Source organism: Micromonospora sp. NPDC004551 (assembly GCF_040609975.1).
Lineage (GTDB): Bacteria > Actinomycetota > Actinomycetes > Mycobacteriales > Micromonosporaceae > Micromonospora.
In genome coordinates, this window is the sequence record NZ_JBEXLM010000001.1 from 104732 (window position 1) to 122156 (window position 17425).

The 17425-nt window shown below is 72.8% G+C and carries 17 protein-coding genes; 11 read left to right on the forward strand and 6 right to left on the reverse strand.

Annotated features, from left to right (window positions below; all coding sequences use genetic code 11):
* Window positions 1–4 precede the first annotated feature (4 nt).
* On the reverse strand, window positions 5–466 hold the full coding sequence (locus ABZW14_RS00525; protein WP_355337509.1) for a YbjQ family protein: 462 nt from the start codon (window positions 464–466) through the stop codon (window positions 5–7).
* A 130-nt stretch (window positions 467–596) separates the two neighbouring features.
* Window positions 597–1280: a DUF1986 domain-containing protein gene (locus ABZW14_RS00530; protein ID WP_355337511.1), complete on the reverse strand. Its 684-nt coding sequence runs from the start codon at window positions 1278–1280 to the stop codon at window positions 597–599.
* 470 nt (window positions 1281–1750) lie between these two features.
* On the opposite strand from ABZW14_RS00530, the gene purS reads away from it, so the two are divergent.
* From purS to ABZW14_RS00550, 4 genes are all read left to right on the forward strand, one after another.
* Complete coding sequence (gene purS, locus ABZW14_RS00535; RefSeq protein WP_355337514.1) at window positions 1751–2014, forward strand: phosphoribosylformylglycinamidine synthase subunit PurS; 264 nt, start codon at window positions 1751–1753, stop codon at window positions 2012–2014.
* Window positions 2011–2694, forward strand: coding sequence for a phosphoribosylformylglycinamidine synthase subunit PurQ (gene purQ, locus ABZW14_RS00540; RefSeq protein WP_355337517.1), 684 nt, complete (start codon window positions 2011–2013; stop codon window positions 2692–2694). The genes purS and purQ overlap by 4 nt, the downstream gene beginning before the upstream one ends.
* A gap of 64 nt (window positions 2695–2758) precedes the next feature.
* Entirely contained in the window at window positions 2759–5464 is a 2706-nt protein-coding gene (purL, locus tag ABZW14_RS00545; protein WP_355337519.1) for a phosphoribosylformylglycinamidine synthase subunit PurL, read from the forward strand.
* 10 nt (window positions 5465–5474) lie between these two features.
* The gene (locus tag ABZW14_RS00550; protein ID WP_355339321.1) at window positions 5475–6224 is read left to right on the forward strand and encodes a 2-phosphosulfolactate phosphatase; all 750 of its coding nucleotides are present in this window, start codon (window positions 5475–5477) and stop codon (window positions 6222–6224) included.
* A 421-nt stretch (window positions 6225–6645) separates the two neighbouring features.
* Here ABZW14_RS00550 and ABZW14_RS00555 read toward each other — a convergent pair whose 3' ends face one another.
* A complete protein-coding gene (locus ABZW14_RS00555) occupies window positions 6646–8733 on the reverse strand; it encodes a carboxypeptidase-like regulatory domain-containing protein (RefSeq protein ID WP_355337521.1) in 2088 nt (695 codons plus the stop codon).
* A 158-nt stretch (window positions 8734–8891) separates the two neighbouring features.
* On the opposite strand from ABZW14_RS00555, the gene ABZW14_RS00560 reads away from it, so the two are divergent.
* From ABZW14_RS00560 to amcA, 5 genes are all read left to right on the forward strand, one after another.
* Window positions 8892–9254, forward strand: coding sequence for a sterol carrier family protein (locus ABZW14_RS00560; RefSeq protein WP_355337524.1), 363 nt, complete (start codon window positions 8892–8894; stop codon window positions 9252–9254).
* 161 nt (window positions 9255–9415) lie between these two features.
* Window positions 9416–10999 (forward strand): amidophosphoribosyltransferase, encoded by a 1584-nt coding sequence (gene purF, locus ABZW14_RS00565; protein ID WP_355337527.1) that lies wholly within the window; start codon window positions 9416–9418, stop codon window positions 10997–10999.
* 56 nt (window positions 11000–11055) lie between these two features.
* Window positions 11056–12210 carry a phosphoribosylformylglycinamidine cyclo-ligase gene (gene purM / locus ABZW14_RS00570; protein ID WP_355337530.1) on the forward strand — a complete coding sequence of 385 codons (1155 nt, stop codon included), beginning with the start codon at window positions 11056–11058 and terminating at the stop codon, window positions 12208–12210.
* Window positions 12211–12334: 124 nt separating this feature from the next.
* The gene (amcB, locus tag ABZW14_RS00575; RefSeq protein ID WP_355339324.1) at window positions 12335–13438 is read left to right on the forward strand and encodes a cyclophane-forming radical SAM peptide maturase AmcB; all 1104 of its coding nucleotides are present in this window, start codon (window positions 12335–12337) and stop codon (window positions 13436–13438) included.
* Complete coding sequence (gene amcA, locus ABZW14_RS00580; protein WP_355337533.1) at window positions 13407–13643, forward strand: multiple cyclophane-containing RiPP AmcA; 237 nt, start codon at window positions 13407–13409, stop codon at window positions 13641–13643. Before amcB ends, amcA begins: the two co-directional genes overlap by 32 nt.
* A gap of 142 nt (window positions 13644–13785) precedes the next feature.
* Here the strand turns inward: amcA and ABZW14_RS00585 are convergent, their stop codons facing one another.
* Both ABZW14_RS00585 and ABZW14_RS00590 read right to left on the reverse strand, forming a co-directional pair.
* Window positions 13786–14004, reverse strand: coding sequence for a DUF3073 domain-containing protein (locus ABZW14_RS00585; protein ID WP_091668151.1), 219 nt, complete (start codon window positions 14002–14004; stop codon window positions 13786–13788).
* Window positions 14005–14307: 303 nt separating this feature from the next.
* A complete protein-coding gene (locus tag ABZW14_RS00590; protein ID WP_355337537.1) occupies window positions 14308–15390 on the reverse strand; it encodes a Glu/Leu/Phe/Val dehydrogenase dimerization domain-containing protein in 1083 nt (360 codons plus the stop codon).
* Between the two features lie 173 nt (window positions 15391–15563).
* On the opposite strand from ABZW14_RS00590, the gene ABZW14_RS00595 reads away from it, so the two are divergent.
* Together ABZW14_RS00595 and ABZW14_RS00600 are read left to right on the forward strand one after the other, a co-directional pair.
* Complete coding sequence (locus ABZW14_RS00595; protein ID WP_355337539.1) at window positions 15564–16403, forward strand: hypothetical protein; 840 nt, start codon at window positions 15564–15566, stop codon at window positions 16401–16403.
* 268 nt (window positions 16404–16671) lie between these two features.
* Window positions 16672–16881 (forward strand): BldC family transcriptional regulator, encoded by a 210-nt coding sequence (locus ABZW14_RS00600; RefSeq protein WP_007073996.1) that lies wholly within the window; start codon window positions 16672–16674, stop codon window positions 16879–16881.
* A gap of 90 nt (window positions 16882–16971) precedes the next feature.
* Here the strand turns inward: ABZW14_RS00600 and ABZW14_RS00605 are convergent, their stop codons facing one another.
* A complete protein-coding gene (locus tag ABZW14_RS00605; protein WP_355337541.1) occupies window positions 16972–17349 on the reverse strand; it encodes a PPOX class F420-dependent oxidoreductase in 378 nt (125 codons plus the stop codon).
* Window positions 17350–17425 lie beyond the last annotated feature (76 nt).

Genomic DNA, 17425 nt, shown 5'->3' on the forward strand with positions numbered 1-17425 from the left:
CGGATCAGGAGCCGGGGGTCGGGGTTTCGGCGGCCGTTCGCAGGTTCGGGGCGCTGGCCGGCTCGGCGATGCCGCCGGGCGCCGCGGCGATCTCCGGGTCGTGGGCGGTCTCGGCGGCGACCATCGGCTGGTCCGGCGGCATGACGTCGGGCATCTTGGGTACGACGATCACCGCCGTCCCGTACGCGCAGATCTCCATCCACATCTCACCGCAGTCCCGGCTGTCGAAGCGCATGCCGATGACGGCGTTCGCGCCGAGCCGCTGCGCCTCCTCACCGAGCCGGGCCACCGAGTCGGTACGCCAGCGGGTGAGGTTGTCCGGCGCCATCGGGTCGTAGGCGCCGCCGCGCAGGTTCTTCACCCCCTCGCGGTAGGGGTTGCGCGTCCTCGCCATCGAGGAGACCACTTCGCCGAGGATCTGGCGGATCTCGTAGCCGGGCAGTTGATCCGTCGTCACGACCAGCACGGTTCCGATGCTGTCAGCCTCCGGGCGGCCGGTTCGTGAGCCGTGTTCACCTGATCGGATGCTGCAAAACGGCGCGGCGCGGACGGTCGGGGTGCCACCGGCCCATCCGCGCCGCACCGGTCGCTAACCGTCAGACACCGGCCACCGAGGTGATCCAGGCCCGGTTGTACGCGACACTGCCGTAGTTCTGGATGCTGGAGCCGTCGGCGGTCGAGGCGACGCCGACCTGCCGGCCGTTGTAGAACTGCGGGCCGCCCGAGTCGCCCCGCCAGGCGTTGCCGTTGATGCGGGTGCTGCGGATCGCCTGGCCACCGTACGCGTCGGTGGCGTTGGTGCTGGTCACCTGCACGTTGGCGGTCTTTAGCTGGGGCGACGCGCCGCACCCGCTGTAGCAGGTCATGCCCCAGCCGTAGATCGAGTTGGTGGAGCCGACCGGCGGGTTGCTGCTGGCCAGCGTCACGGTCGAGGTGCTGACCGCGCTGGAGAGGCGCAGCAGTGCCAGGTCGTAGCGGGTGTAGGAGGCGCTCACCGTGCGGGTGACCCCGCCCGAGGCGTAGTAGACGCTGCCGACCCGGACCGACATCGTGCCGCTGACGCAGTGCCGCGCGGTGAGCACCCACTGGGACGCGATCACGCTCCCGGAACAGGTGAACGAGCCGTTGCTGAACACCGCGGCGGCCCACGGGGCGGACGAGACGGTGCTGCCGCCGATGATCGGCTGCGGGCCGGCCGGTGCGGCGGCGGCGCCGGAGGCGGTGGCGAGCGCGCCGGCGAGGGCGGTGGTCAGCAGGGCGAGCAGGGGACGGAGACGCATGCGGGGGACTCCTTCGGCGGAGGGGCGCCCGGGGTCGCCGGGCAGGGCGTGACCCGGACGGGGCGGGGTGGTCCCGGCGGGCCGATCGATGAAGGCATCGACACCTGGCGATGAATGCTAAGGGTGTACCGAGGCTCGTCACAAGGCCCCGATCGAAACCGGCCGATCAGTGTGGACGCCCCGGCGGCTCCGCGGGGACTCCTGTCGGAAACCGGTCCCGCCAACCGACTCCTGCGGCAGAATGCCTGGTGAGGGCCCTGTCGTCGGAGGCCGGCCACCGCGTCGGGCAACGAATTCGTATCGACGCCGCAACGAACGCGCATCGACCCTCCGTCCGGGCGGCCGGTCACGCCGATCATTGCCCGGGCCTGCACCGGCCGGTGCGGGCAGGGCGGTATCTGCCAGGTAGGCTGGCTGCGCTCGCCCGTTGTGGGCCGGCACCCAACTGCGTACACAGTCAGGAGTGCCCCGTGCCTCGCGTCGTCGTCGACGTCATGCTCAAGCCCGAGATCCTCGATCCTCAGGGCCAGGCCGTCGCAAACGCGCTGCCCCGGCTCGGCGTCAGCGACGTCGCCTCGGTCCGGATCGGCAGGCGGATCGAGATCGAGTTCACCGGTGAACCGGACCTGGACCGGGCCCGGGAGATCGCCGACAAGCTGCTCGCCAACCCGGTCATCGAGGACTTCACGGTCCGCCTGGTCGAGGCCGACGAGACCGCGGACGCGCTCTCGTGACCGCGCGGGTCGGTGTGGTGACGTTCCCCGGCTCGCTCGACGACGGGGACGCGGCCCGGGCCGTCCGGATCGCCGGCGCCGAACCGGTCCGGCTCTGGCACGGCGACCCGGACCTGCACGGCGTCGACGCGGTGGTCCTGCCCGGTGGCTTCTCCTACGGCGACTACCTGCGCTGCGGCGCGATCGCCCGGTTCGCCCCGGTGATGGGCTCGATCGTCGATGCCGCCCGCGGCGGCCTGCCGGTGCTCGGCATCTGCAACGGCTTCCAGATCCTCTGCGAGGCACACCTGCTGCCCGGCGCGCTCACCCGCAACCAGCACCTGCACTTCCGCAACCGGGACCAGGTTCTGCGGATCGAGGCCGTCGGCACCGCCTGGACCAACGCGTTCCAGCCCGGCCAGGAGGTGCTCGTACCGGTCAAGAACGGCGAGGGCTGCTACGTCGCCGACCCGGCGACGCTGGACCAGCTGGAGGCCGAGGGGCGCGTGGTCGCCCGTTACGTCGGCGGCAACCCCAACGGATCGCAGCGCGACATCGCCGCGATCACCAACGAGGCCGGCAACGTGGTCGGCATCATGCCGCACCCCGAGCACGCGGTGGAGGCGCTCACCGGTCCCTCCCTGGACGGTCTCGGCTTCTTCACCTCGGTGCTCAAGCACCTGGTGGGGGCCCCGGCGTGACCGTGCGCGGGATCATCGGTCGGCTCACCCGCCGCCACGGCGGCGAGCGCAGCGAGGAGAGGTCATGACCACCCATCCGGACCCGGCCCTGCGGGAGACGCCGGGCGTGGTGCCGCAGGCCGGCCCGGCCGACGGCTGGGCCCCCGGCGTGGACACCGTGCCGCGCGCCGCCGGCACCCCCGAGGAGCTCCAGCCCTACGCGGAGCTGGGCCTCCGCGACGACGAGTACGACCGGATCCGGCACATCCTCGGCCGCCGGCCCACCCAGGCCGAGCTGGCCATGTACTCGATCATGTGGAGCGAGCACTGCTCCTACAAGTCGAGCAAGGTGCACCTGCGCCAGTTCGGCGAGAAGGCCCCGCCCAGTGACCGGCTGCTGGCCGGCATCGGCGAGAACGCCGGCGTGGTCCAGGTCTCCGACGAGCTGGCGGTGACCTTCAAGGTCGAGTCGCACAACCACCCGAGCTTCGTCGAGCCGTACCAGGGCGCGGCGACCGGCGTCGGCGGCATCGTCCGCGACATCCTCGCCATGGGCGCCCGCCCGGTCGCCGTGATGGACCCGCTGCGGTTCGGCGCGGCCGACCACCCGGACACCGCCCGGGTGCTGCCCGGCGTCGTCGCCGGCGTCGGCGGCTACGGCAACTGCCTCGGCCTGCCCAACATCGGCGGCGAGGTGGTCTTCGACCCCTGCTACCAGGGCAACCCACTGGTCAACGCGCTCTGCCTGGGCGTGCTGCCGGTCGACCGGCTGCAGAAGAAGGACGCCACCGGCCCCGGCAACATCGTGGTGCTGATGGGCGCCAAGACCGGCCGGGACGGCATCGGCGGCGTGTCGGTGCTGGCCAGCGCCACCTTCGACGAGGGCAGCGAGCAGCGCCGCCCGTCCGTGCAGGTGGGCGACCCGTTCATGGAGAAGCTGCTCATCGAGGCGTGCCTGGAGCTGTACGACGCCGAGCTGGTCGTCGGCATCCAGGACCTCGGCGGCGCCGGCCTGACCTGCGCGCTCACCGAGACCGCCGCCTCCGCCGGGACCGGCATGCGGGTCTGGCTGGAGCGAGTGCCGCTGCGCGAGCCCTCGATGGAGCCGCACGAGATCCTGGCCAGCGAATCCCAGGAGCGGATGCTGCTGGTGGTCGCGCCGGACAAGCTGGAGGCGGTGCTCAAGACCGCCGAGAAGTGGGGCGTGCTCGCCACCGCCATCGGTGAGGTCACCCCGCCGTCGCCGGACGGCCAGCCGGGCCGCCTGCTCATCACCTGGCGCGACCAGATGGTCGTGGACGTGCCGCCGGGCTCGCTGGTCGACGACGGTCCGGTCTACGCCCGCCCGATGCGCGAGCCGGCCGACCTCATCCTGCTCCAGGCCGACCGGGCCGAGACGCTGCCCCGGCCGAGCGACCCGGAGGCGCTGCGGGAGACCCTGCTCCGCATGATCGCGTCGCCGAACCTGGCCGACAAGACCTGGGTCACCGAGCAGTACGACCGGTACGTGCTGGGCAACACCGTGCTGGCCCAGCCGGAGGACTCCGGCGTGATCCGGATCGACGAGCGGACCGGCCTGGGCGTCGCCCTCTCCGTCGACGGCAACGGCCGGTACGCGCGCCTCGACCCGTACCACGGGACGAAGCTCGCGCTGGCCGAGGCGTACCGGAACGTGGCGGTGACCGGCGCGAAGCCGATCGCCGTCACCAACTGCCTCAACTTCGGCTCCCCGGAGGACCCGGCGGTCATGTGGCAGTTCGCCGAGGCCGTGCGCGGCCTCGCGGACGGCTGCCTGGAGCTGGGCATCCCGGTGACCGGCGGCAACGTCAGCTTCTACAACCAGACCGGCGCGGCGGCCATCCACCCGACCCCGGTGGTCGGTGTGCTGGGCGTGCTGGACAACGTCGCGGACCGGGTGCCCATGGGCTTCGTGCCGCGGCCGGCCGGCGACCACGACCAGCTCTTCCTGCTGGGCGAGACGCACGTCGAGCTCTCCGGCTCGGAGTGGGCCTGGGTGACCCACGAGCACCTGGGCGGCATCCCGCCGCAGGTCGACCTGGCTCGCGAGCGGCAGCTCGCCGAGCTGCTGGCCGACGCGGCCCGGGTCGGCCACCTCAGCTCCGCGCACGACCTGTCCGACGGCGGTCTCGCCCAGAGCCTGGTCGAGTCCAGCCTGCGGCGCGGGGTCGGTGCCCGGGTCGTGCTGCCGGAGCACTTCGCCGGCGGGTCGATGCCGTTCGTCTTCCTGTTCAGCGAGTCCGCCGGCCGCGTGCTGGTGTCGGTGCCGCGCGGGCACGAGAAGGCGTTCACCGCCCTCTGCGCCGAGCGCGGGGTGCCGTGGGAGTTCATCGGGGTCACCGACCCGGCCGGCGGCGCCCTGGAGGTGCACGGCCAGTTCCGGATCGGCCTCGACGAGCTGCGCGAGGCGCACACCGCCACCCTGCCGCGTCTCTTCGGCGGCGCGGAGGCGGCCCGGGTGGAGGTGGAGGCCACCCGCACCGGGACCACCACCGTCCTGCCGGCCACCGCCGAGCAGCCGATCGACGTCGACCCGGCCGAGGTGGCCGCCGAGCCGATCGCGCAGGCCGGTGCCGCTCCGGCGGAGACCGAGGCCGAGGCGACCGCGTCCGCGGACGTCGCGGAGGCCCCGGTGACCGACGACGCCCCGGCGGACGAGGCTCACGCCGACGCCCACGCCTCCGTTGACGCCCCCGAGGCGCCCTCCGCCGTGGACGACTCCGCGACGGCCACCGGTGACCCGGACCAGCGCCCCGAGCCGGATCAGCGCTGAGGCCCTGGCCTTGGCCGTGTTCGCCCAACCCGGCGCCGGGGCCCGGTTCGACTGGGGCCTGAGCGGGGCCGCCGAACTCGGCCGGGTCTGCGCCGCCCTGGTGGTGGTGGACGTGCTCTCGTTCACCACCGCCGTGGAGGTGGCGGTCAGCCGTGGCATGCGGGTGCACCCGTTCCCGTGGGGCGAGCAGGCCGCCGAGTACGCCCGCCGGGTCGGCGCCGTCGCAGCCGTCGGCCGGCGGAGGACGACCCCGGAACACCCGTGGTCGCTCTCCCCGGCGGCGTTGCGGACCGCGCCGGTCGTCGCCGACCTGGTGCTGCCGTCACCGAACGGCTCGGCCATCAGCGCCGCCGCGAGCGCGACCGGCATCCCGGTGGTCGCGGCGTGCCTGCGCAACGCGCCCGCCGTCGGCCGCTGGCTCAGGGCCCAGGGATACGGTTCGACCGACGCCCCGGTGGGTGTCGTGGCCGCCGGTGAACGCTGGCCGGACGGGTCGCTGCGCCCCGGCGTGGAGGATCAGCTCGGGGCGGCCAGCGTGCTGGACGCCCTCTCCGGGGTCCCCGGCGGGCTCTCCGTGGAGGCGGCCATGGCCCTGGCCGCGCTGGCCAGCACGCCCGACGTGGCGGCGGCCGTGCGCGGCTGCGTCTCCGGCCGGGAACTCGTCGAGGGCGGCTTCGCCGACGATGTCGCCGTCGCCGTCGAACTGGGCGTCTCCGACGTGGTGCCGGTGCTGCGCCAGGGCTACTTCGCCGCCGCCTGAGGCCGGGCCGCCCCCACGCCCCGGCGCTCGCCGGAGGTCTCCGAACAGCCCTCGACGGCGTCTGTTTGCTCGGCCCGGCGGGCCGCGGTGCCCTCGAACGCCGCTACGAACTTGATGACGTGGATGACTCAGCGGCGGCTCGGGGAAGCTCCTCCCGCTGCCCGCTGCCCGCTGCCCGCTGCCCGCTGCCCGCTGCCCGCTGCCCGCTGCCGACTGCCCGCTGCCCGCTGCCCGCTGCCGACTGCTCGATGCCCGGTTGCCGGATGCACGGTTGCCGGGTGCCCAGATGTCGGCTGCCCGATGACTGGTGCTCGGTGCCCCGATGCCCGTGGTGTGGCCGGGCCTCCTGCGCGAAGTGGCCGCCCGGCTCAGCCGGGCGGCCACTCTCGTCGTGCTCGGTGGGGCGCTCGCGCCCCGGCCGTCAGTCGTCCAGCCAGTCCAGGCGGCGACCGCCGCGGTCCTGCGGGACGTCGGGCCGGCCCCGACCGGCCTCGGCCGGGTCGGCGTAGTAGCCGCCCTGGTCGTAGCCCTGCTTGTCGTAGCCACCGCCGCGCTGCTGCGGCGGCTGCTCCTGACCGTAGCCGCCCTGCTGGCCGTAACCACCCTGCTGCGAGGGCTGGCCGTAACCGTCGGCGCCGCCGTAGCCGCCGCGCTGGTCGTAACCGTCGTAGCCGCCCTGCTGGCCGCCGTCGTAACCGCCCTGCTGGCGACCGTCGTAGCCGCCCTGACGGTTGTCGTAGCCGCCGCCCGGAGCGTTGTCGTAGCCACCGGCCGGGCCGTTGTCGTAGCCGCCACCCGGGCCGTCGTAGCCACCGCCGCGCCCGTCGTAGCCGCCGCCCTGGCCCTTGTCGTAGCCGCCCGCGGGTCCGTTGTCGTAGCCGCCGGACGGTCCGCCGTAGCCGCCACCCGAGCCGTAGGCGTTGCCACCCTGCTCCGGGCCGCGACCGTACTGGCCCTGGCCGGGCTGGTCGTAGCCCCGGCCCTGGTCCGGCTGGTAGGTGCTGGTCGGGTAGGGGTCGGCCGGCGGGGCGTACTGGGTGCTGTCACCGGTGTAGCGGCCGGTGGGCTCGTCGTAGCGCTCGTTGCCGTAGCCGCCGCCCTGTGCGGGCGGATAGCCGCCGGCGCCGGCGCCGTAGTCCGGGCCGCCGTAGCCGCCGCCCGAGGAGGGCGCGTTGCCGTAGCCGCCGCCGGAGGACGGGGCGTTGCCGTAGCCGTTGTTGCCGCCGCCGTAGCCGCCCTGACCGGGAGCCTCGTCGCCGTAACCGTTGCCGGCCCAGCCGGCCTGGCCGGCCCCGACGCCGTACGCGGGCCCGGGCGGTGCGCCGTACGGGTCCGGCGGGACGTCGTCCACCACCGGGCGGTGCATCATGGTCGGCGCGTCGCTGAGCGAGGTGCCACCGACCATGGTCGGTGCCGCCCCGGCGCCCATGCCGTTCACCACGCGGGTCTGGTCGTCCGCGCCCCGGTAGCCGCCCCGGGCGCCCGGCACCGCGCCGGCCGCCCCCACCGGGCCACCCGGGCCGGTGGGCCCGTTCGGGCCGTCACCGTCGCCGTCGCCGTCCTCGTTCTTGCGCCGCATGTAGAGCAGCACGATGGTGCCGACGCCGACGGCGACGAAGAGGCCGCCGAGCAGGATCAGCAGCCAGGAGCCGAAGCCGCCGGAGTCCTCGTTGGCGGTCGGCTGCTGGGCGGCGGGCGCCTCGCTGGCCGGCTCGTCGGTGGCCTCGTCGGTCGCCTCCTCGCTCGGCAGGGCCTCCTCACTGGCCGACGCGCTGGGACTCGGGCTGGCCTCGACCTTGATCGGCACGCTGATCCGCACGCCGGTCACGGACTGCCCGGCCGCCGCGTTGATCGACTTGGTGCCGGGGCTGGCGTCGCCCTTGGTGGCGCCCAGGTCGATCCGGCCCGGCGCGATGGGGTCCGAGGTGGAGCCGGTGAAGCGGAAGTTGCCGCTACCGTCCGTGTTCGTCTGGCGCTGCTTGCCCCGGCTGTCGCGGAGCATGACGAGAGCGTTCTCGACGGGCTCGCCGTTGTCGGAGATGACCACCTTGCCGGAGACGGACTTGACCGTCTGCGGCTGGTCCGGGGTCGGCGGCGCGGCTGCCTTGACGGTCACGTTCAGCGGCCGGCTGTCCGGGCGTCCGTTGCCCTGGACCCTGATCGTCGCCGACGCTCCGTTGGCCGCAGGTGCATTCCCTGCAGCCGACAGAGTCAAGGTCACCGGCTGCGGGACCGGCACCTGGCCGAAATTGACGGTCTTCGGACATCCCGAGCAGCTGACGCCGGAGGGCAGGCCGCTGATGTCGATGGTGGCTGACTCCTCACCAGCCTCCGGTGTGACTGTCACGTTGACAGAGCTGCTCTTGCCGGCGTCGATCGTGACCGAGCCGTCAGCCGAGCTGATCGTGGCGGCCAGGGCGGGTGTGGCGGGGACGGCGAGCAGCGCGCCGAAGACCAGCGCTACGACCACACCGGCCCGCTGCTTCCAGGCACGTCGGTGTGTTGACACGTCCACCGCCTTCCGGGTCTGATCGCCCCGCCGGCCGGTCCGGCCGGGTGATCACTCACGGTACGAATACGCCGTCGGCAACTATGCCTTGTCCGGCCGGGCTATCTCTACCCAGGGCCAGCGTCGAGCGCGGTGCCGGCGGGTCGTATCGTCCCGTCGTGTCCTCTCCGCACACTTATTCCGCCGCGGTAGCGGCAACGTTGACGGCGCTGGATGAGGGGCGTACGCCCGATCGGCCGGTGTACCGGGAGGCGGTCCGTACCCTTTTGGCCGCCCTCGCGGAGCGCGCCCCCGGCCGGTCGGTGGAGGTGCGGGTTCCACCCTACGGCGCGGTGCAGTGCGTGGCGGGCCCCCGACACACCCGCGGAACGCCACCGAACGTGGTGGAAATGGACCCGGCCACCTGGCTGGCGCTGGCCACCGGCCGTCTCGGCTGGGCGGAGGCCGTCACCGAGGGTCGCGTACGGGTGTCCGGCGTCCGGGCGGACCTCTCCGAGCACCTTCCGCTCCAGCTGCGGTGATCCGCACCCGCGGCATCACGGAGAGCGGGCTGATCGTGACTGTCGGTGTCGACCGCTGGTCGCGTACACTGTGAGACGACCACGGTCCCCGGCCCACCGTGCGGAGCTTGCCCCCCGACCTCCGCCAGGCCAGTCCAGACCCCAGCAAGAGGGAGCGGCAGGTGCCCCGAGGCGATGGCCGGCTGAGCCACGACCTTGACCCCCAGCGACCCGGCCCCCAGGACGCGTGCGGCGTCTTCGGCGTCTGGGCGCCCGGGGAGGAGGTCGCGAACCTGACCTACTTCGGGCTCTACGCCCTCCAGCACCGCGGCCAGGAGGCCGCGGGCATCGCGGTGAGCGACGGGTCGGGCGTGGTGGTCTACAAGGACCTCGGCCTGGTCGCGCAGGTCTTCGACGAGCCGACCCTGGCGAGCCTGCGCGGGCACGTCGCGATCGGGCACGCGCGCTACTCGACCACCGGCGGGTCGACCTGGGAGAACGCCCAGCCGACCATCCGAGCCACCAGTGCCGGCACCACGATCGCGCTGGCCCACAACGGCAACCTGGTCAACACCGCCGAGCTCCAGCGCGAGGTGGCCGAGCGGGGCCTGGACTCGGACGGCTCGACCAACGACACCTCGCTGGTCACCATGCTGCTGGCCAGCCGGCCTGACCTCTCCGTCGAGGCGGCGGCCCTGGAGGTGCTGCCCCAGCTGCGCGGCGCCTTCAGCTTCGTCTTCATGGACGAGTCGACCCTCTACGCGGCCCGTGACCCGCACGGGGTACGCCCGCTGGTGCTCGGCCGCCTGGAGCGCGGCTGGGTGGTGGCGAGCGAGACCGCGGCGCTGGACATCGTCGGCGCGAGCGTGGTGCGCGAGGTCGAGCCGGGCGAGCTGATCGCCATCGACGAGGACGGGCTGCGGTCCAGCCGCTTCGCCGCGCCGGAGCCCAAGGGCTGCCTCTTCGAGTACGTGTACATCGCCCGCCCGGACGCCACCATCGCCGGGCGGAACGTGCACTCCGCCCGGGTGCAGATCGGCCGCCAGCTCGCGAAGGAGCACCCGGTCGAGGCCGACCTGGTCATCCCGGTGCCGGAGTCCGGCACCCCGGCCGCGATCGGCTACGCCGAGGAGTCCGGCATCACCTACGGCCAGGGCCTGATGAAGAACCCGTACGTCGGGCGCACCTTCATCCAGCCGTCGCAGACCCTGCGTCAGCTCGGCATCCGGCTCAAGCTCAACCCGCTGCGGGAGAACGTCCGCGGCAAGCGCCTGGTGGTGGTGGACGACTCGATCGTCCGCGGCAACACCCAGCGGGCCATCGTGCGGATGCTGCGCGAGGCGGGGGCGCTGGAGGTCCACGTCCGGATCTCGTCGCCGCCGGTCAACTGGCCCTGCTTCTACGGGATCGACTTCGCCACCCGGGCCGAGCTGCTGGCCAACGGGCTGGACAACGAGGGCATCCGGCGGTCGATCGGGGCCGACACGCTGGGCTACGTATCGCTCCCCGGTCTGATCGCCGCGACCGAGCAGCCGAAGACCCGGCTCTGCCGGGCGTGCTTCGACGGGGAATACCCGATCGAGCTGCCCGCCGGGAACCTGATCGGCAAGCACGTGCTCGAAGGGGTGGGCCGCCGGGTCGCCGCGGAGGCATCCGAGCCCACTGCCCCACTCGACGACAACTTCGGCTCGGCGCGTCTGACGCCGCGCCCCGACCTGAAGCCGTCGGCCGCCACTCCGGGCGGCGCAGCCACCCACCGCCCGTAGCACCACCGACGCGGGGCGGTCCACCGGCCGGCCCGCGGGAACCAAAGGGGAGAACCGTGACCCACGTGTCCGAGCGCAGCGGCGCAGGATCCAGCCCGACGGGCGCCGGCGGCGACCGCCAGCCCTGGTCGGCGGGGACCGGCCGCACGCAGCGCAAACGCTCGGTCTCGTACGCCGACGCCGGGGTGTCGATCGACGCGGGGGACCGCGCGGTCGAGCTGCTGAAGTCCAAGGTCCGGCAGACCCGGCGCCCGGAGGTCATGGGTGACCTGGGCGGCTTCGCCGGCCTGTTCCGGCTGGACACGAAGAAGTACAAGAACCCCATCCTGGCCTCCTCCACCGACGGTGTGGGCACCAAACTGGTGATCGCCCAGCAGCTCGACATCCACGACACGGTCGGCATCGACCTGGTCGCCATGGTGGTCGACGACCTGGTGGCCTGCGGCGCCGAGCCGCTGTTCCTGCTCGACTACATCGCCACGGGGGAGGTCGTGCCGGACAAGGTCGCCGAGATCGGCGCGGGCATCGCCGACGGCTGCCGCTACGCCGGCTGCGCCCTGCTGGGCGGCGAGACCGCCGAGCACCCGGGCGTGCTGCGCCCCGACGAGTACGACATCTCCGCCACCGGCGTCGGCGTCGTGGAGGAGAGCGACATCCTCAGCTCGGAGCGGGTCGAGGTGGGCGACGTCGTGATCGCGATGCGCTCCTCGGGCCTGCACTCCAACGGCTACTCGCTGGTCCGGCACGTGCTGCTGGGCGCCGCCCGGATGCGGCTGGACGTGGTGATCGAGGACTTCGGCCGGCAGCGCACCCTCGGCGAGGAGCTGCTCACCCCGACCAAGATCTACGCGCAGGACTGCCTCAAGCTGATCGCCGAGGCCGAGGTGCGGGCGCTGGCCCACGTCACCGGTGGCGGCATCCCGGGCAACCTGGTCCGGATCCTGCCCGAGCACGTCGACGCGGTGGTCAACCGCTCCACCTGGAAGCCGCAGCCGGTCTTCGACCTGATCCAGTCCAAGGGCCGGATCGAGGACCCGGAGATGGAGGCGACGTTCAACATGGGCGTCGGCATGTTCGCCATCGTCTCCGCCGAGGACGCCGACCGCGCGCTGGCGACCCTGACCGGCCGCGGCGTCGACGCCTGGCAGGCCGGCGAGATCATCGAGGGCTCCGGCAACGTGCAGATGATCGGTCAGCACACCCGCGGATGATCACTCTGCGGTGATCATCCGGGCACCTGATCGGGGGTTCACCCGAGTGGCCACCGCCGCCTAGCCTGAAGGGCAGTTCAGGCTAGGCGGGGGAGGGTTGATGGCTGCGCGTACGCACACCGGAATGCGGGGCATCGCCGCCGTCCCCTCGTACGTGGTGATGCAGCCGACCACCCTCTGCAACCTCGACTGCGTCTACTGCTACCTACCGCTGCGCGCGGTCGACCAGCGGATGCCCGTGCCGGTCGCCGAGGCGGTGGCGGCGGCCGTGAACCCCTGGGCGGCCGCCGGGCGCTTCTCGGTGGTCTGGCACGGCGGGGAGCCGCTCGCGGCCGGACGGGAGCACCTGGCCGCCCTGCTGGCCCCGTTCGGGCCCGAGGTCGAGCACCACATCCAGACCAACGCCACGCTGATCGACGACGCCTGGTGCGCGTTCTTCGCCGAGCACGGGATCCGGGTGAGCGTGAGCGTGGACGGCCCCCGGCACCGCAACGGTGAGCGGGTCACCCGGGGCGGGCGGCCGGCGTACGACCGGATCCTGGCCGGGGTGGCGGCGCTGCGCCGGTACGGGCTGCCGTTCTCGGCGCTGGCCGTGGTCTCCCGGCCGGAGCCGGGGCTGGCCACCGAGCTCTACGACTACTTCCTCGACCTCGGCTGCGACGTGCTGGGAATCAACATCGAGGAGACCGAGGGCGTCAACACCCGCACGAACGCCCGGGACGCGGCCGCGGTGACCGGCTTCTGGGCGGAACTGGTGGGCGCCTGGCGCCGGGATCCCAGGATCCACCTGCGCGAGGTCGAGTGGTCGCTGCGCTACGCCGGCGCCGTCCTGGCCGGCACGGCGGACGACCTGCTGCCCCGCCGGCTCGACCCGATCCCCACGGTCGCCCAGGACGGCTCGGTGGTGGTGCTCTCCCCGGAACTGGCCGGCTTCACCGACCCGCGCTACGGCGACTTCAGCAGCGGCAACGTGCTGACCGCCCCGCTGGGCGAGATCCTGGCCGGCGCCGGGCGGACGCCCTGGGTCGGCGAGTTCCTCACCGGGGTGGAGGCGTGCCGGTCGTCCTGCCCCTACTTCGGCTTCTGTGGCGGGGGCCACGCGGCCAACCGCTACTTCGAGCTGGGGCGTTTCGACGGTACGGAGACCGAGCACTGCCGCAACAGCAAGATCCGCCTACTGGAGGGAGTGTTGGAGCATGCCCGAGACCACGAGTCACCGGCAGCCTGAGCGCGTCGGAGGAGCCGAGCCCGATCCCGTCGGGGACCGGGTGCGGGAAGCCGCCGTCGGACTGACCGCACTGCTCCACGAGGCCGAGGCCGCGCGCCTGCTGCGGGCGGAGGTGTCGGGCGGCGACGGCGCCAGCGCGGTGTGCGCCTGGAACCACTTCGAGAACATCCCGACGTTCTACAACTGGAACAACCGGCCCCGCTGAGGGCACGCGTCCGCGATCAGGGGCCCGCCGGTCGGCCGGATCAGCTCCGGGACGGCCTGGCCCCTGATCGTCGGTGCATCTCGTTGGAAGGGCACATGCGTGAGCACGCGGGAGTCACCGCGTGCTCAGATGCGACTGGAGATCAACGGGTCGGACGGGCCCAGGTGTCCGGGTCGTCGTCCGCGTGATCCTCATCATCGTCGTCGACATACTCTTTGTAGTCGTCGTCGAAGTGCTGCTCAGACTTCCCACCAGCACCCGCCAACTCGCGCTGCAAGGCGGTGAGGTCGGTGTTCGGGGAGTGGTACTTCAACTCCCGCGCCACCTTCGTCTGCTTGGCCTTAGCACGGCCGCGCCCCATGGCTCGACCCCCTCGCACAGAATGCGGGGCAGCCCGAAGGCGGGCCCCGATGACGTCAGGCATCTCTCGTGGCTCTTACGGTACATGGGGATGCCACCGTTCGGCACCTCGGGTTACCGTCAACCGGCCCTGCGCGTCGCAGTGAACCGGCCGTCACAAAGTGTACCCGGTAAGGAGCGGATAGCGGGACCGGCCGTGACAGCGGTCAAATCGCCACGAAGCACCCCAACGTCCAGCTTAACGCCGGTGCCGGCCGCGCCGCGCCCGGGGGCGGAGCCAGCCGGCTCCGCCCCCGGGTGACGTTCAGCGCAGGTAGATCGTGCGCAGGCGGCCGACCTCGGCCATCCGCCGCTCGGCGAGCCGGTCCGCGGCCACCGCCGGGGGGACGCCCTCGTCGTCGGCGAGCCGCAGGATCTCCCGGGTGGTGTCGAAGATCCGGGTGGCCCGCAGCTTGGCGCGGTCGAAGTTGAAGCCCTCGATCTCGTCGGCGACCTGGATCACGCCGCCGGCGTTCACCACGTAGTCGGGGGCGTAGAGGATGCCCCGGTCGGCGAGGACCTTCTCGATGCCCGGGTGGGCGAGCTGGTTGTTGGCCGCTCCGGCGACCACCTTCGCGCGCAGCACCGGCACGGTGTCGTCGTTCAGCGCGCCGCCCAGCGCGCACGGGGCGTACACGTCGATGTCGGCGGCGACCAGCGCCGCGGTGTCGTCGACCAGCGTGACCTGCGGGTGGGTGGTGCGCACCCACTCCAGGGCCTTCTGGTTGACGTCGGTCGCCACGACCTCGGCCCCGTCCTCCAGCAGGTGGCCGGTCAGGTACTTGCCGACCTTGCCGAGACCGGCCACGCCGACCCGGCGGCCGGCCAGCGTCGGGCTGCCCCAGACGTGCTCGGCGGCGGCCCGCATGCCCTGGAAGACGCCCCAGGCGGTGAGGACCGAGGAGTCACCGGCGCCGCCGTGCTCCACGCTGCGACCGGTGACGTAGTTCGTCTCCCGGGCGATCACGTCCATGTCGGCGACGTAGGTGCCGACGTCGCAGGCGGTGTAGTAGCGCCCGGCCAGGGACTCCACGAACCGGCCGTAGGCGCGCAGCAGCGCCTCGCTCTTGATCTGCTCCGGGTCACCCCAGATGACCGCCTTGCCGCCGCCGAGGTCGAGGCCGGCCAGGGCGTTCTTGTACGCCATGCCCCGGGAGAGGTCGAGCACGTCCGCGAGGGCCGCTTCCTCGTCGGCGTACGGGTAGAACCGGGTGCCGCCGAGCGCGGGGCCCAGCGCGGTCGAGTAGATCCCGATGATCGCCTTCAGCCCGGACTGCTTGTCCTGGCAGAACACGACCTGTTCGTGACCGGTGGATCCCGGGTCGTCGGTGCTGGCGAATACGCCCATGGCTGACTCCTGTGTCGGTGTGCGTCCTTGTGGGGCGCGGACCTGTTGGCACGCCGGCGGGATGGTGCCGGTGCTGCTGAGCCTAATATCGGCCGCAGCCGTACTGTCGCGCACGTCACGGGGCCTCGTGGTGGCGGCGGCGGACTAGTCCCGTCTCGTGGGAGGATCGCGCCGTGCCGTCGCTCTTCGCCTCATACCTGCGCGTGTACGAGCCGCTGACCGCCTTCGATCGCGACCGGCAGTCGTTCTGGCGCCGCTACGTCAACGAGGGCCGGGCGGTCGCCCCGCTGGAGGGGCCCGGGCGGCAGCGGACCGCGGTGATCGAGGCGCTGGGTGCGGGCTGGACCCGGCTGCCCGACCTGCCCGACGAGGCGTACGTGCTGGAGACCGACGACACCCTGCTGGTCTGCCCCTGGAACCTGCGGATCCGGGTCGCCGAGGCGGCGCTGAGCGCCCGGGACGGGGTGCCCGCGGTGCTGGCCGACGCGTTCGTCCCGCCGGTCCTGGCCGGCCAGGCGAAGGCCGTGGTGGAGGACTGGCGCAGCGGGGCGCGGGTGCTGGAGCACGGGGTGCCCCGGGTGCACGAGCAGATCGCCACCTGGGGGGTGCCGCTGCGCTGGTTCGTGCTCTTCGATCCGCAGGAGCGGCACCTGGTCACCGAGCCGGGGCGGCGGGCGCTGCGCTACCGGACGGAGATCTCCAAGGCGCGCCGCCGGTCGTCACGGGCGTTGTCGGTGCTGCGCAAGTCGGTCGGCGAGGCCCCGATCACCGAGGCGGTCGAGGAGGCCGCCCGCTGGCTGGAGGAGTTCCATCCCCGCTCGGTGGTGGAGCTGGACTACGGCGGCCTCGTGCAGCTGCTGCCCGACGACACGCTCACGGCCGACGACTCGACCGAACTGGTCGCCGCCGGGCTGGCCGGGCTCTCGCGGGGCGAGGCGGAGGACGCCTCGGCGGCGTACGACAAGCTGGTCGCCCGGTGGCGTGCCGTCCAGTTGCTGGAGCGCTGCAACTAGGGCAGGCGGTGGGGCCGGGTTTGCCCGGGTTGAGGCACCTCGATGCGAGAGTGTCTCGTAGTTGACGCATCACGACCCGTGATCATGAGTCCCATTAAGGTACTTTCTGCGGCATAAAAGTCGTAAAAATCGGGCATGGTTCATCCGTCCGTCTAGGGACCTTCAGCCGTTCGGCCCATGTCGGACATCGGGGACTAGCCGGACCATGGGAGACGCGTCGGCCGGCGGGACCCCGGCCGATGTCTATACATGTGGAGGAGTGACCCCGATGGCATCGCGAACGCACGAACCAGAGCCGCTACTCACACCGGCCGAGGTGGCGTCGATGTTCCGTGTCGACCCGAAGACGGTGACCCGGTGGGCCAAGGCTGGCAAGCTCAGCGCCATCCGGACCCTGGGCGGCCACCGCCGTTACCGCGAGTCGGAGGTTCGGGCCCTGCTGCAGGGGCAGATTCCCCAGCAGCGTCAGGGGGACTGAGACCCGGACGTTTCTCAGGCGTTCCGATCAGGGGCGGTGGGCCGTCGCGACAGCGACGATCCGCCGCCCTCAATCGTTTCCGGGGACAACTCAGTCGAGCACGATGCGCAGGCCCACCGTGCCGGCCTCGCCCCGGCGCAGCCGGCTGCCCAGCAGGCTCAGCCGGCCGATAAGCCGGTACTTCTGCTTGAGCAGGCCCCGGATCCGCCGGGTCGACTCCGGGCCGCTGACCGTCGCGTGCCCCGGCACCGCCTCGCCGTGCGGCCGGCCGCGCACGTCGCACGGGGCCACCGTGACCCGGCCGTCGCGCCGGATCCGCTTCACCTTGCCGGAGTCGGACACCGTCCACACCGCCAGCGCCTCGCCGTCGCGTACCGCCCACACCGGAGTCGGCACCGCCCGCCCGTCCTTGCGGAACGTGGTGAGCAGCACGTACTTCTCCGCCGCCAGGCGGTCCAGGTCTGTCACGCCGCTCAGGATACGGCCGCGACAGGCGGGTGGAGCCCGGATAGCGTGATCGCCGTGAGCGCGAGGAGTGAGCCGG